This window comes from Serratia sp. HNCC26DJ244 (genome assembly GCF_057180565.1).
On the sequence record NZ_JBXUGO010000026.1, the window covers coordinates 28588 to 42830 of the forward strand.

Here is a 14243-nt window from a genome sequence, read left to right on the forward strand (position 1 = left end):
TTTAATTTGCTACCGCTGCAATGACCATGGCTACCATGCCAACTCAGCCATATTATCAGCAACCGGCCTCATAGACTTTGTACATTTGGTTACTCGGCGAAACCAATCACTCACGGAAGCATACTATTGATTCCGTTATCATCATTTTAACGCCTCATTCGGGGCCTACTGAAAACAATGTCTTCCTGAGGATTTAAAGATGAAAAAAGTATTAGCGATGATCGTTGCTGCTACCATGGGCCTGTCTTCTGTTGCTTTCGCTGCTGATACTGCAGCAACAACTGCTCCAGCAGCAACCTCAACGACTGCACCAGCGGCAGAGCAAGCGCCAGCTAAAGCCACTAATCATAAGAAAGCACACAAGAAAGCTGAAAAGAAAGCACCAGAGCAAAAAGCTCAGGCTGCTAAAAAGCACAGCAAAAAAACCACTAAGAAAGCTGTAGAGCAAAAAGCTCAGGCCGCTAAAAAGCACCACAAAAAAGCCGACAAAAAAGCCGCAGAGCCAGCAGCGCAATAAGTAACAATTGCGGAGCCATTACCGGTTCCGCTTGTGCTGCTCAGTATTGACGACACCCGGTTTTCCGGGTGTTTTTTTTGAGGTAAACCATCATGCTTAATCGCTACCTGTTTGAAGTGATCTTCAGTGCTGTAGCCATATGTGGTTTGGTGGTGGCTTGGGCATTGTTTCTGCCAGACTCTTTTCTTTGATCATGCTGCTAGCGTGGATTTTATTCGCTAGCGATTGATATCCGGTTATAGCGCTCGTTATAGGCGCGGCGAAACTGAGCCAATTCGAACGCATCCAGATCCAGTTCTGCAAAGTAAAACAGTGCCGCTTCAGTGTGCTCGGCATACAACACCGCTGGCAGCCCGGCACGTAACAGTGTTTCTCGCCAGAGATCAATCTGTTGGTCATCCGCCTGTTTGATAAACGTCAGGTAGATAAACAACAGATACGCCGCTTGATGCATCTCTTCGGTATAGCCATTATTCAACATCCGGATAAAGGCCTGGCTGTTGCGGCTACCCATTTCCTGCATCATTGATTCAATCAGCATCGGTTTTACCTTCAGGAAACGCGCCAATGAAGCGATGGCCTTGCGGGTATCGGAAGTCAAAACAAGATAACCAATGATAAATGTGGCGCACAGGGCGGCGATGATGATCCAGATCATTGATGGTGCATTACCTTTTTGCTGCGCCAGAGAATGACGTCAGTGTTGTTCACTATTGAAATTGTCTGCAGATGGTTGTTGATGATTCACCTGGCAATTGAAGTTGGCGGCATCTTGTGCCAGTGCCTCCAAATGGACACTTAATATTTTGATCTGCTTGATCAGAACATGTTGTTCTGGCACTGAATTAGCGGTACTCAGTTTGCGTACTAGCTGTTCGTTTTGCATACGCAAGATGATTTCACGCTGCTTGGCTTCTTCTAACTGCTGTTGCAAAGCCTGATAGCTGTGTTGCCATTCACGGTGCTGCTTTTCGAAGCTGGCTTGCAACTCGTTCATTGCATGGTGAAAATGGAGTTCCAGCTCACGCATAGTCATAGATTCGATCCTTTGCGGCACTCAATAATGGGCGATAGTATAACTAAAACCGCTCATAAGCTCACTTGTTGCTGCGTATTACTGATTTGCAACCTTGCGACAGCACTTTACAATGGGTTTGACTGGCCCCAAACAGTCGGTTCCCTGTGCGCCTATCTGGTTTTTTGCAGGGTTTGAGCCGTGTGGGGACCATTAAAGGATACCGTCAGGCCATCTTTTTGAGTGATGTGAAATGAACGACGATGACCAAGGTTTTTTTACGCAAGCCATGGCTGATGTGACCCCGCTACCCAAGGGGCAACAAACGCTCTACCTTAAGCCACAGGACGTGGTGGATAAACTTGCGCGCCGCGAAGCGCAGGCGTTGCAACAGGAAAACTTTCTCAGTACCGGGTTTCTCGACATCATTCCGTGCGATACCCCATTGGAATATAAAGGCGAAGGCATTCAGCAAGGCGTCTTGGACAAGTTGCGCACTGGGCGCTACCCCCCGCAGGCCAGCCTCAATTTACTGCGTCAGCCAGTAGAACATTGCCGCCAGGCACTATTCCGTTTTATGGTTCAGGCTGAGCAAGATAGCCTGCGTTCACTGTTGATTGTCCATGGCCGTGGACGAACAGATCAAAGCCACCCGAATATCATCCGCAGTTATGTGGCCAAATGGTTGGGGCAGTTTGAACAGGTACAGGCTTTTTGCCGGGCGCTACCTCGGGATGGCGGTGAGGGGGCTTGCTATGTCACGCTACGCAAATCGCTGACAGCGAAAATAGATAACTTTGAACGCCATGCTAAACGTAGCCGTTGATATCTTTAGGTAATATATGGCGGCGTAGCGTTACGCCGCCATCAGGGAAAAGTTACTGTTTACGAAATTTATAGTCCAGAGAGAAACGCCCGGCTCCAGTAATCGACAGCAGCAGTAGCCCGGCGACAATACTGATGTTTTTAAAGAAATTAATCTCATTCCCGAGCATTTCTAACCCACTCATCCGCCAGAATGGGTGACCAATCAAAGCTGTACCCAATACGTAGATGGCATAAATGATGGCCAAGGGACGGGTGTAGAACCCCACGACAATGGCGATACCGAAAACAAATTCAACCAGTATGGATATCAATGCTGCCAGATAGGGCAGTGGTGTGCCATAACCTTCCATCGCGCTAACGGTGGCCCCGAAGTTGGTTAATTTCATCCAACCGAAAACAAGAAACAGCATCATCAACAGAATTCTTGACAGCAGAATGGTGCTGTCTTTTAAAGTTTCGTTCATGGTGAACCCCTTAATCACGATGAATGGGCGTTACAATTTAAAGATTAGAACAAATTTAAATAACGTCTATACGCAAAATAATTCGAGTTGCCTGTAGGCGACAACTAAGGGAATCCCCGGGAGCATAGCTAACTATGTGACTGGGGTGAACGAAGGCAGTCAACACCCAAGCAACTTGAAGTATGAAGAGTATATCTACATCCTTTAAGTTGTGTAATTCCATCGCGCACTCAACTTGCGGTTTGCTCGGGTTATCATCGCCATTGCTGATTAATGACCTGCTGCTTTGCTGTCTACACCGCTCAGATTTTGCCGATTATCAATCTGTTGATAGTGTTGATTGTTGTTTGATTTATCACTTTGATTCCTTTGTTAAAACAATGATTATCATCCTGATACGCTGCCCATTATCAATTTGAGATAGGCGTGAGTTTTAACGTGATAAAACCCTGAGTTTATTTGGGGTTATTCATCAAAAAAATTAATTATTTAGCTAAATTATGTGAATGGCATCACAAGGATGTTACGCCGAAAAGCCAGCGCTATTTGTTGGCATATCTCTTGGATCTTTTTTCAAATGTATTGGCGAACGTGAGGGTGTTCGCCGCTGATAAAAATAATGAAGGAGAATGCAATGGGTGCTTCAGGTTCAACGCCTGTACGGCGAGTGGATGGACTGGCGAAAGTCACAGGTACTGCTGTTTACGGTAATGACATGATGTTACCGGGTATGTTGTACGGTGTTTGCCGTTATGCAGATATTCCCGCAGGTAAAGTTGAGGAGATTGATCTCAGCGAAGCACTGAAAATTGATGGTGTGGTCAAAATTGCCACTTATAAGGATATCCCCGGTGAACCTGTAGTTGGCATCATGGTTAAAGATTACCTGCCGATCATCAAAGATGAAGTGGTTTTCCACGGGGATGTGATAGCGGTGGTGGCGGCGAAAACCTATGAAGCCGCCTGTGCTGCAGCAGATAAAATCCGGGTGCGTTATACCCCTTACACCCCGGTGACCGATGTTGAACAGGCGCTGAAGAAAGATGCTCGCTTGGTCCACCCAGAGCGGGAAAACAATATTGCCGCCCATCATCATACGGTGAAAGGGGATATTGATGCTGGTTTTGCCCATGCCAAGCATATTATTGAACGTGAGTATGAAGTGGGTTTTCAGGAGCATGCTTACATTGAACCGGAAGTGGTGCTTACCTGGCTGGACCCGACGGAACGCCATTTAGTGATTTCAGGATCGATCCAAAACCCGCACCGGGTACGCAGTTTTGTGGCGCGCTTTATGGGGTGCCCACAAAGCCACATCAATATTAAGCGCGCGGTGATGGGCGGTTCGTTTGGGGGTAAGGATGATATTATTGATCACCTCTCTTGCCGTTCGGCGCTATTGACCACGCTGACCGGTCGGCCAGTCAAATTCACCTATACGCGTGAACAGTCCATTCTGGAAAGCTGCAAGCGCCACCCTTATAAGATGAAGTACAAAGTCGGCTTGGATGATGCCGGCCATATTCTGGCAATGAAAGTCGATGTGCTGGCCGACAGTGGTGGCTATGCCGCTTCAACGCCGTTTGTGACTTGGCGTAGCTCGGTACAAGCCGCTGGCCCCTATAACATTCCCAATGTGCGTATCGATGTTACCGGGGTTTATACCAACAACAGTTACACCTCTGCGATGCGCGGGTTTGGTTCACCGCAAGTGGTTTATGCCAATGAATCACTGATGGATGAGATTGCTGCCCAGTTAAATATGTCACCGGTGGAGATCCGCCGGATTAATGCGTTGCGTCAGGGTGACACTTCAATTACCGGCCAGGTGTTTGACCAGCATACAGTCTCGGCGCTGGAGGTTCTGGATAAAGCGGTGACGGCCACCGAGTTTGAAGCCAAACGCCAACATTATGAACAACTGAATCAGCGTGGTGGTGTGCACCGTTATGGCATCGGCCTGGCGCTCAGCTACCGTGGTTGCTCCATCGGTGCGGAAGGGGTAGATACCTCAACGGCACTGGTTCAGGTGAACGAAGATGGCAGCGTGAATATCGCCACTTCCGTGTCGGAAAATGGGCAGGGGCTACAGACCGCCATGTCACTGATTGCCGCAGGAGCCTTTGGTATTCCATTAGCTGAAATCCGTTTTAGTGAGCCGCCTACATCGATGATTGGTGACGGTGGTTCAACAGCGGCGACGCGCGGAACCCTGGTGGGTGGTGGAGCGATTCTCGATGCGGCAGAGAAGATCAAGCAACGTATTCTGAGCGTGGTTGCTGAAACGGTGGGTAGCCCAAACCTGGCTGATACCTTGTGGCAGGATGGCTGGATTATCAACCGATTCAATGAACAAAAACGTATCGATTTCAAAACGGCGGTGAACAAGACCAAGTGGGCGAGTGTCAGCCTGACGGAGTATGGTTGGTTCGTGCCGCCCCCCATCCATTGGGACGAAGAGAAAGGATGCGGTAGCCCCTATTTTACCTGGGTATATGGTTGCCAGGTCGCCGAAACCCGCACCAACACCAGCACCGGGAAAACCGAGCTGTTACATGTTACGGCAGTACATGATGTCGGCCATGTAATTAACCCTGTCGGCTTTGAAGGGCAGGTGAGTGGTGGTGTGGCACAGGGCTTCGGCTATGCCCTGCTGGAGGACTTCAACATTGAAGGTGGGGAAGTTAAATCGGAGAACTTCGACAGCTACTTGCTGCCGACCATCAAAGATATTCCACCTATCACGGTGATCGGCGTGGAGAACGCAGATGCCGCAGGGCCACTCGGTGCCAAAGGTATTGGTGAGCCAGCAACGGAACTGGCGGCAGCGGCGATTAATAACGCAGTCAGCTCGGCGTTGGGCACGCGTTTTAACAAACTGCCTCTGACACTGGAGCAGGTCATTTTGGGTTATAACCTGAAAAAACCGGCCCGACAGAGTGAGTTGATGATCGAACCATCCAGCAGGAAACAGGTGTTGCGCCTGACCGACGTCACGGTGACCCGCCCGCAAACGCTGGAACAGGCGTTGGAGCTGTTGAAGACAGAAGGCACCAGTGCCATTGCTGGTGGTACTGATGTTATCGTTCAGGCTCGTCTGCAAACCAAGCCGATAAACTTAATCGATATTTCCCACCTGCCAGAGTTGACGCAGATAACCGAGCATAGCGCGACCGGGGAGCTATTTATCGGTGGTGCGGTAACGTTTAACCGTATTGTTGAGCACCCAGTGATTCGTGAACGCTATCCGTTATTGGCGCAGGCGTGCCGCACGGTGGGTTCCAACCAGATCCGTAACCGGGCAACCATTGGCGGCAATATGGTCAATGCGGCCCCCTGTGGGGATTCGATCCCGCCAGCGATTATTTACGATGCCGTTATTGAACTGCGCTCTCGTCAGGCGATGCGGCGGATGTCTTTAAGCGAGTTTTTACTGTCGGGATACAAAACTCAGCGCCAGCCGGATGAACTGTTGACGCAAGTGATTCTGCCGCCGTTGGCTAGACCCGCTGCCTTGAGTTTTTATCATCAACTGGGGCGCCGTAATGCACTGAACATCACGCGTCAGAGCCTGACGTGCCTGGTGGACTGTGATGCCAATGGCGTGATTGATTATTGCCGGTTGGTTGACGGCGCTTTGTTCAGCAAGCCTCAGCGCCTAATAGACATTGAAGCCTGCCTGACTGGCAAGAAGCTGTCTGACGATGTCATCAACAGCGCGTGCCAGATCCTGGACAAATTGATCTACGCGGCAATCGGTAAACGCTGGTCTGCAGCATACAAACAGCCGGTATTCGTCAATATGTTCCGCGATATGATGGCGGATGTGCAGCGGCAACTCGGCAAGTAAGTGGGCTCACCCGTATTACTGGGTAACTATCTGGACAGGCGTGTCGTTGGCCATAAAGTATCAAGATGCCCTACACGCCATACCGTGGAAGAGAGATTATGAGTACGATAAAAGTTAAGGTAAACGGTGAGTTAGTTGAAGCGCAGGTGACAGGTAATATGCGTTTGTTGGACATGCTGCGCGATAAACTTCAGCTTACGGCGACGAAGGAAGGATGCGCCATTGGCGAGTGTGGCGCATGTACAGTGATGATGAATGGTAACGCGGTCTGCTCGTGCCTGGTTTTAGCACAGCAGTGCGAAGATGCCGAAATCACCACCCTGGAAGGGTTGGCAGACAACCCCATCACCCAGGAGCTACAACATGCGTTTGTTGAGCGTGGTGGTGTACAGTGCGGGTTTTGCACCCCGGGCGTGCTGGTGAGTACGACTGCACTGTTGGCGAAACATCCGGACCCCAGTGAGGAGCAGTTGATGGATGCGCTGGAAGGGAACATTTGCCGCTGCACCGGCTACCAGCCAATATTGGATTCCATCCACTATGCGTTAAAACGGTAGAATTAAGCCGATTATTCTCAACCAAGTGGAACACCAGGCCGACAAATTGTCGGCCTTTTTTATGTGCGTGCCATTCAAGCTGTTTGCGCATCGGTTTTACCGGGGGCTTATCGTTATTCTGCCCTGCAACATAACGAAACTTAGGTATATATTGTCCGGTACTATTTACTGGTAACAGGAAGTTTGTAATGACAGTTGAAATTCGCCGGGCAGAAAGACGTGATGCCAAGTTGATTCTGGATATGATCATTGAGCTGGCGGTGTATGAAAAGGCGCGAGATGAAGTGCGCACGTCACAAAGTGAGATTGAAGAAAGCCTGTTTGGCGAACATGCCAGTGCTGAAGCCCTTATTTGCAGTGTGGATGGCAAACCCGCGGGTTACGCGGTGTTTTTTATGAGTTATTCCACCTGGCTGGGTAAAAACGGTATTTACCTGGAAGACTTGTACATTGCCCCTCAGTTCCGTGGGGCGGGCAGTGGTAAAGCGCTGTTACGGCATATTGCGCAGCTTGCTTGTGAACGCGGTTGTGGGCGCTTGGAGTGGAGCGTGTTGGACTGGAACCAGCCAGCAATTGATTTTTATCTCAGCATTGGTGCTGCACCACAAGATGAATGGGTCCGTTACCGCATGGAAGGAAAAGTACTGGAGCAATTTGCGCGGTCTTGATCAGTGGACTGTTGCTAGATTAATTCCGGTACCTTGGCAGGTACCGGAGTGATCAATTATTTACCCGGCATCATACGGCGCAGCGTATTGTCGCCACGGAAATAATGATGGTAAAGCGCTGCCAGAGCATGAATACCAATAATGAAATAACCGGTATTTGCTAATACTTCGTGGATTTCTTTAAGGAAGTGGCCTGTTTGCGGATCTGGTGAAACCAACTGCGGTACTTGCCAGCCCAATAGAATGAAATTTTTGCCACCATAAACCACGCTGAGCATGCCCAACAATGGTAAAACTAAAAACAACAGATAAAGTATCCAGTGGAAAAGTGCCGCACCGCGTGCTTGCAAGGGTTCCAATGGCGGCGTGATGGGTGGGGCTTTGTGGAGATGCCGTAAACCAAGGCGGATAAACATCAGCACAAAAACTGAAATACCAAAGTTATAGTGCAGCTGCTTTACTAGCGCAACATACTCATCAGGCACCGAATCTTTCAACAACATGGCACTGTAGGTCAAAATCACCATCACTAACGTTAGCCAGTGAAAAAGGATTTGTGACTTGGCGTAACGATCATCCATAAGCTCTCCCTATATTTAAATGATGCAATTTTGTTAATGTACTGATTGAATAAATTTTAAAAAAATAAAAAACGGAGTCCAGAAATGCCAAAAGCAGAAGGGGACTAGGTTCGCCGAGCTCAAGAATAGATGATGATAGGACAGGGTGCAATACAGCCCCTGCCTAAATCCATTAGTTTAGTAAGGAAAAGATAACAATAATAGGATGCTATCTATTCACTGGTGCCTTTCTCCCCCGTAGATACAGGCGACATACCAAAAACCCGAGTAACTGTCGCAATCTTTGTTACAGGTATGGCTGGCTCCCATAGAGACACAGGCAAAGGTGGGGGAGGTAATGGTAAACAGCAGGATTGCGGCACCATACTTGATAATTTTTGGCATCATCAATTCTCCTCTCTCTGTTGTAAGTCACTGAGCTAGTATAAACAGCACTAACAGGTTATGTTAAATTTCCTAATGGTTGTCAACTAAATCGCATTATTCGCTGATAGAAACTTTATTTTTACCGGCTGGCTGGGGCATGGCTGACGGTGGAAATGAGGTTAAAAGAGTCGAGGTCTTTCAATAGGGTGCGAGTTAGTGGTAGGTAGAGGGAGTCGGTTTTGTGGTTGAAGCGGGTAAAGCCATATTTTAAGTAGAATGATTCGGCTTGTTGATCTTTCGCGTCAACATGAATGGCCCAGATACCGGTGGTAGAACGTGCAACGTTAAGAATGGCGTCAACGAGCAGTGAGCCGCAAAGCCCTTTGCCTGAGTATTGCTGATCAACGGCTAAAATTATTTCCCCAACTCCTTACGTCTTGCCATGGCGCGAAGCAAGTTTGGTGGGGTTGCGGATTCCTGCAACAAAGAATCTGCAAACTGTTGCTGATCTTCAATAGCCAGTCTCAATAGGGCAGTTTCTTCAATTGCCCGTTTGGCCGCTTCTTGTGTGGCAGTAATGATAAAGTCAGTTATTGTGCGCCCTTGAAGTTCTGCCGCACGCTTGATTAAGGTGTGCAGTTCGGTAGAAATACGGGCTTCCAATCTTGCTGTTGTTGCCATCATTCCTCCTGATATCTATTCCGGCAAATTGCCGTACGGAAAGTATAGCGGATTTACAGATGCCGTAAAGTCATTTGCAATTTGGATGGCTTATCGTTGTAGTGAGGTAAGGGTATGTACAAATTTTATGCTGATAGTTTTCAATGGTTACTTGGATCTGATAAAAAAGAATCTGTTTCTACTGAGGGAGCGCGACCATGACGTTTGATGAAAGGAAAGAACGGGCATTGGCACTGATGGCAGAGAAAAAGATGTGGCGCAGTAATTACGCTCCACCAATCCTACGCCTGTTATGGAAATGGGGAGTGGAAATCCCGCCACCGCCGTTTGCGCCATTCTGGCTAAATATGCTTTTTTATGGCGGTTTCTTTGGCCCCCTTTGGGGCGTAATTATGTGGTTTACAATCTGGAAGAATGAGTGCTATAGCGCATCAACAGCGCTGCAAACCAGTCTTGGAGCTGGGTTGCTGTTTGGTTTATTCACAGCTCTATTCCATTACTGGAGGAGACGGGTGAACAAGTTGCCTGACTGGAAGAGCCTTTGATAAGTAAATTGGTTTTACGCTAGGAAAAAAGATTTATAGAAAAATGGGCCGACTTTTATTATTTAAAACAATATGTTAAATGGTAATCTGTCGGTGATGAATTAACTTTAACTGCTCACCTACTGTGAACAGTCAGCCTTTCTTCCTCAAAATCAGGTGAGGAGCTATTCAGCGTAAAAACCTGTCATCTTTCACGGGAAATTGTAAATCACCATAGCATTATCCTTAGGCTGTAAGGCGTTTGTGACACAAGTGGGTACGTTTTTATCTCACCGACAGGTGACAACTATAAAAGAGTGGTTGTGCTTTAGTTTGGTAATGTATAAAATTTTATACATTGCGGTGAGGGAGTGAGCCCAAATGGAAGCAAAGAACATTGACTGGCGTGGCACTTCGCTTGATGACTTGAAGGAGTTCCCAGAGGATGCCAAGATTATTGCTGGGAAGGAGTTGAGAAAAGTACAGTTTGGGTTAGAGCCTGCCGATTGGAAGCCAGTTAACGCTTGGGGGAATGGCGTTATTGAAATTCGATTAAGTGCTTGCGCTGGTGCTTTCCGTGTGGTGTATGTGGCAAAATTTGAGGAAACAATCTATGTCTTACATAGTTTTCAAAAAAAATCCCAACAAACCAGCAAGAAAGACACCGATATTATAAAAGAACGTTATAGAGCGGTTGTGAGTGATCGGAGTAAACAAAAATGACAGAGAAAAATGATACGGCATCTCGCCACGTCACACAAGTTGATGACAATATATTTACTGATTTAGGTTTTTCAGAAGAGGTAGCTGTAGATTTATTGGCACAATCTAATGAAGAGATCTCACAGGCAATTGAAATAAAAAAACAATTAATGGCTGAAATCAGTCTGTGGATGAAAGATAAAGGGTATAAGCAGGCAGATGCGGCACATATTTTACATGTTTCTCGCCCACGGATATCAGACGTCGTTAACCAGAAAACTGAAAAATTCACGTTGGATTCATTAGTTGGCATGATCGGCGATATGGGGAAAAGAGTACGGCTGATTGTTGAATAACATAGTTTTGAAGTGAACCTTATTTCGTGGGATACCTACGGGTCTTAGCATTAGTGGTACTTGAGCAGAATCGGCCTGACAGTTAGCGGCTATTTATACTGCAAGCGGGGCCCTCAGTGTCAGCATAGTTGTCACCTCCTTCTAAGCATGGATCCAGAGGGCCTTTTAACCGCTTTATCAGCTTACATTTTCTAATAATGAAAAGTGGCTAACTTCACGCAATTTTCGCGGCAGTAAGCGGATTGGGGGATGTTACAGTTTCCCCAGTTATCAAGATGCTGCTGTTTTTCTTCTTTACGGTATTGCATGGTCTATTCTCAGGCTTGTTATTCAATGTTGAGAATAATGAAAGGAGTTATAAGCTGCAGCAAGGTTAGTTTCGTGGATGTTTACAACAATCACAGAATCATGCAATGAGTTTTGACCTGTGGAGCACACATCTTCCTGCTCAATTTCAGACATTAAATTTCAGACATTAAAGTGACAACCTATCATTACTCACTAAACCAATAGATTAGGTGATTAGTGCGGTTGTTTGAAACTCAATTAACTAATTGATTTTTAAGTAATAATATAATTTCTCATAAGTTTTTCAAAACAAATTTACATTCTTATCGGCAATGATTAAGATAACTAATAAGGTCGCTCTGTAATTTAATTTTTAAAATCAATATAAAACAATTGCTTATTGATGTGCTTTTTTTAAGTCAAATCATCTATAGATGTACATGGTTTTAAACAAGTAAAAAAATGTCTTCTTTTTTTGTTCCTTTCATGATGGTAGTCCTATGAGGAAAATGATAAGAAAAACAACGTATTCTGAGTGGGTGGTCAGAAACAGTCTTTATTGGATTAGTGCTATCACTCACTGGAAGCTGGAAGAAGATGAGCGAGATTGGATCGTGTCGTTTGAACCGTCCAATGACGAAGTTGAGTTCGAATTTGAGCGGTTGCTGAACGATTATAAGCTCAGAGAAAAGCTTCAGGCACACACCGGCCAGGTAAGAACCTCAATAATCGATAATGTTCTGAGGAGCATCGATTCGAGACTTGCTCAATGAATACGATGCCATTCAACTTTGATCGCCTTAGCAATGGCAGAGTCTTCATCAGCAACCTTGCTGGTTTCCATAGTTTTGTAGACAACGACGATCTAAATCATCTTGCAAATAACAGTTTTAAGTCAGAGCATCCCATATCGAAACTGCTTGAGAGCAGATTGTTCATAGCCGACGATGTTACTCAGGTAGTTTCGCAAGCATCGCTGAGTTCTGCCTTTGCCAAACGGCTCATGAATGAACTGGCTGTAAGACCTATATTCATGATTGTGCCGACTCTCAGGTGCGATCATACCTGCAAGTATTGCCAGGTAAGCAGAGCACCGATCACTGCTGATGGTTATGACCTGAATCCTGAACTGATACCGCAAATCGTTAACATAATTAAGAAGCTGGGCACTCCACCTTACAAGGTTGAAGTACAGGGCGGTGAACCGCTCCTCAGGTTCGATCTTGTCCAAAAAATTTATGAAGCTTGTGAGAGTTCTTTAGGTAGTGATGCTTTTGAAATGGTGATTGCTACAAGCCTGTCATTACTTGATGAAAGCATCATATCCTGGGTTAAAGAACGGAATATCACATTCTCTGTCTCGCTTGATGGTAATGAAGCCATTCACAATAAGAACCGCATCCTTACCGACTTCCAGGCACACTCTAGAGCTGTAACGGGCATTCTGAAAATCACAGAAAAACTTGGAAAAAACCGGGTAGCAACGGTTACCACAGTCACTAAGGAGCTGATAAAAGAACCAGCTTCCATAGTGGATGCTCATCTGTCTCTGGGCCTTACGGATATGTTTATCAGACCTGTCAGTCCCTATGGTTTTGCACGGAAGCAGAGCTTCACTTTCTTAATGCCTGAGTATTTCGAATTTTATAAGGAATTAATGCAGCAAGTGTTGTTTCAGAATCAGAAGGGTATAACTGTCGTTGAGCACTCGGCCTCAATCCATCTTAAGAGAATTTTTAATCCGGGCTTCAGTGGTTATGCAGACCTGAAATCGCCAAGCGGAGTAGTTCTGAATTGCATTCTCTTCAACTATGACGGCAAAGTCTATGGTAGTGACGAAAGCCGTATGCTCCAGAAAGTTAACCCGGAAGCAGATTTCAGTACTGGAAAGTTTGCCTCACTCTCATTTAGTAGCAACCAATACTACCGTTCCGCTCTTTCATCCTCATTTAACTTTGCAATGCCTGGTTGTGAAACCTGTGCCTATCAGCCTTTTTGTGGGGCAGATCCATGCCAAAACATCAGTGTTTATGGAGAGCCTGTTGGAGATAAGAGTAGATCTACCTTCTGTCAGTATCACAAGGGTATGTTTCGCTTCTTGCTGAATGAAATCTCACAGGAGGGACCAATGGCAGATATGCTTAAAGGATGGACTTATGTCTGAGGTGCTGAGAAACGACATTTTCAGGTTCTCTTCCAAAATACCAGTCCAGCAAGGGTTTTATCGCCTGAGCAAATACAAGCCTGAAAATCCGAAATTCTTTTTGCCAAATTTACTGGTCACTGATGCTCAGTCAGATTCACCTTTTCCTGCATATTTTTCAGATTCAATTTTAAGCAAAGAGCTCTTTGACTCGATAGAAGATGGTGATGTTGGGGTTGTTAACAACGGGAACACGCTCAGAGTAATTTTGTCTCGTAGAGCTAACCATAACACTGTTCTGGTAACTGAAAGGTGCAACAACAGTTGCCTGTTTTGTTCTCAGCCACCAAAGACTGGAAACGATGACTGGTTACTCAGTCAGTCAGCTCTTGCGATTGCTTCTTTCTCCCTGAATGGTGTCGTGGGAGTGAGCGGGGGAGAACCTCTTCTGTATGGAGAAGACTTCCTGCACTTCTTGGATTTCATCATCGAAAACTCGCCTGATACTGCATTGCATGTTTTAACAAACGGGCGAAAATTTGCGGATGTCAGCTTCACACAGCAGATAAAAGAGCGAAGCAAAAAGATCAAAATCACCTTTGGTATCCCGCTTTACTCATCAAGACCACTTGTGCATGATCATCTGGTAGGGAGTGATGGCGCATTTAATGAAACGGTTAAGGGGTTAATTAATGCAGGAAAC

General features: G+C 46.4%; 18 protein-coding genes. 11 read left to right on the forward strand and 7 right to left on the reverse strand.

Annotation, left to right across the window (positions count from 1 at the left end; all coding sequences use genetic code 11):
* Positions 1-199: 199 nt before the first annotated feature.
* Positions 200-517 carry an acid resistance repetitive basic protein Asr gene (asr, locus tag AC2A06_RS16895; protein WP_484381045.1) on the forward strand — a complete coding sequence of 106 codons (318 nt, stop codon included), beginning with the start codon at positions 200-202 and terminating at the stop codon, positions 515-517.
* 211 nt (positions 518-728) lie between these two features.
* Here the strand turns inward: asr and AC2A06_RS16900 are convergent, their stop codons facing one another.
* Positions 729-1175, reverse strand: coding sequence for a DUF1198 family protein (locus AC2A06_RS16900; RefSeq protein ID WP_023492056.1), 447 nt, complete (start codon positions 1173-1175; stop codon positions 729-731).
* 39 nt (positions 1176-1214) lie between these two features.
* Positions 1215-1553: an MbeD/MobD family mobilization/exclusion family protein gene (locus AC2A06_RS16905; protein ID WP_023492057.1), complete on the reverse strand. Its 339-nt coding sequence runs from the start codon at positions 1551-1553 to the stop codon at positions 1215-1217.
* Positions 1554-1785: 232 nt separating this feature from the next.
* On the opposite strand from AC2A06_RS16905, the gene smrA reads away from it, so the two are divergent.
* Positions 1786-2358: a DNA endonuclease SmrA gene (smrA, locus tag AC2A06_RS16910; RefSeq protein WP_473197114.1), complete on the forward strand. Its 573-nt coding sequence runs from the start codon at positions 1786-1788 to the stop codon at positions 2356-2358.
* 52 nt (positions 2359-2410) lie between these two features.
* On the opposite strand, the gene AC2A06_RS16915 is transcribed toward smrA, so the two are convergent.
* On the reverse strand, positions 2411-2824 hold the full coding sequence (locus AC2A06_RS16915; RefSeq protein WP_473197115.1) for a DoxX family protein: 414 nt from the start codon (positions 2822-2824) through the stop codon (positions 2411-2413).
* 634 nt (positions 2825-3458) lie between these two features.
* Here AC2A06_RS16915 and AC2A06_RS16920 point away from each other — a divergent pair.
* From AC2A06_RS16920 to AC2A06_RS16930, 3 genes are all read left to right on the forward strand, one after another.
* Positions 3459-6674 carry a molybdopterin cofactor-binding domain-containing protein gene (locus tag AC2A06_RS16920; protein ID WP_484381046.1) on the forward strand — a complete coding sequence of 1072 codons (3216 nt, stop codon included), beginning with the start codon at positions 3459-3461 and terminating at the stop codon, positions 6672-6674.
* Between the two features lie 98 nt (positions 6675-6772).
* The gene (locus tag AC2A06_RS16925) at positions 6773-7231 is read left to right on the forward strand and encodes a (2Fe-2S)-binding protein (protein WP_023491913.1); all 459 of its coding nucleotides are present in this window, start codon (positions 6773-6775) and stop codon (positions 7229-7231) included.
* Positions 7232-7419: 188 nt separating this feature from the next.
* A complete protein-coding gene (locus AC2A06_RS16930; protein ID WP_484381047.1) occupies positions 7420-7899 on the forward strand; it encodes an N-acetyltransferase family protein in 480 nt (159 codons plus the stop codon).
* Between the two features lie 56 nt (positions 7900-7955).
* Here the strand turns inward: AC2A06_RS16930 and AC2A06_RS16935 are convergent, their stop codons facing one another.
* From AC2A06_RS16935 to AC2A06_RS16950, 4 genes are all read right to left on the reverse strand, one after another.
* Positions 7956-8480, reverse strand: a complete 525-nt coding sequence (locus AC2A06_RS16935) for a cytochrome b (RefSeq protein ID WP_484381048.1) — start codon at positions 8478-8480, stop codon at positions 7956-7958.
* 216 nt (positions 8481-8696) lie between these two features.
* Positions 8697-8867 (reverse strand): hypothetical protein, encoded by a 171-nt coding sequence (locus tag AC2A06_RS16940; protein WP_484381049.1) that lies wholly within the window; start codon positions 8865-8867, stop codon positions 8697-8699.
* Between the two features lie 118 nt (positions 8868-8985).
* Positions 8986-9264 carry a GNAT family N-acetyltransferase gene (locus tag AC2A06_RS16945; RefSeq protein ID WP_484381059.1) on the reverse strand — a complete coding sequence of 93 codons (279 nt, stop codon included), beginning with the start codon at positions 9262-9264 and terminating at the stop codon, positions 8986-8988.
* The gene (locus AC2A06_RS16950) at positions 9261-9527 is read right to left on the reverse strand and encodes a type II toxin-antitoxin system TacA family antitoxin (RefSeq protein WP_484381050.1); all 267 of its coding nucleotides are present in this window, start codon (positions 9525-9527) and stop codon (positions 9261-9263) included. Before AC2A06_RS16950 ends, AC2A06_RS16945 begins: the two co-directional genes overlap by 4 nt.
* 197 nt (positions 9528-9724) lie before the next feature.
* Here AC2A06_RS16950 and AC2A06_RS16955 point away from each other — a divergent pair, with 197 nt between their 5' ends.
* The 6 genes from AC2A06_RS16955 to AC2A06_RS16980 form a co-directional block, all read left to right on the forward strand.
* Entirely contained in the window at positions 9725-10072 is a 348-nt protein-coding gene (locus tag AC2A06_RS16955; protein ID WP_484381051.1) for a DUF6404 family protein, read from the forward strand.
* A 360-nt stretch (positions 10073-10432) separates the two neighbouring features.
* Positions 10433-10774 (forward strand): type II toxin-antitoxin system RelE/ParE family toxin, encoded by a 342-nt coding sequence (locus AC2A06_RS16960; RefSeq protein ID WP_484381052.1) that lies wholly within the window; start codon positions 10433-10435, stop codon positions 10772-10774.
* Complete coding sequence (locus AC2A06_RS16965) at positions 10771-11109, forward strand: helix-turn-helix domain-containing protein (protein ID WP_484381053.1); 339 nt, start codon at positions 10771-10773, stop codon at positions 11107-11109. The genes AC2A06_RS16960 and AC2A06_RS16965 overlap by 4 nt, the downstream gene beginning before the upstream one ends.
* A 788-nt stretch (positions 11110-11897) precedes the next feature.
* Positions 11898-12170, forward strand: coding sequence for a His-Xaa-Ser system protein HxsD (gene hxsD, locus AC2A06_RS16970; RefSeq protein WP_484381054.1), 273 nt, complete (start codon positions 11898-11900; stop codon positions 12168-12170).
* Complete coding sequence (hxsB, locus tag AC2A06_RS16975; RefSeq protein ID WP_484381055.1) at positions 12167-13561, forward strand: His-Xaa-Ser system radical SAM maturase HxsB; 1395 nt, start codon at positions 12167-12169, stop codon at positions 13559-13561. The genes hxsD and hxsB overlap by 4 nt, the downstream gene beginning before the upstream one ends.
* A partial coding sequence (locus AC2A06_RS16980; protein WP_484381056.1) for a radical SAM protein occupies positions 13554-14243 on the forward strand: 690 nt, incomplete at its 3' end. The genes hxsB and AC2A06_RS16980, both read left to right, overlap by 8 nt.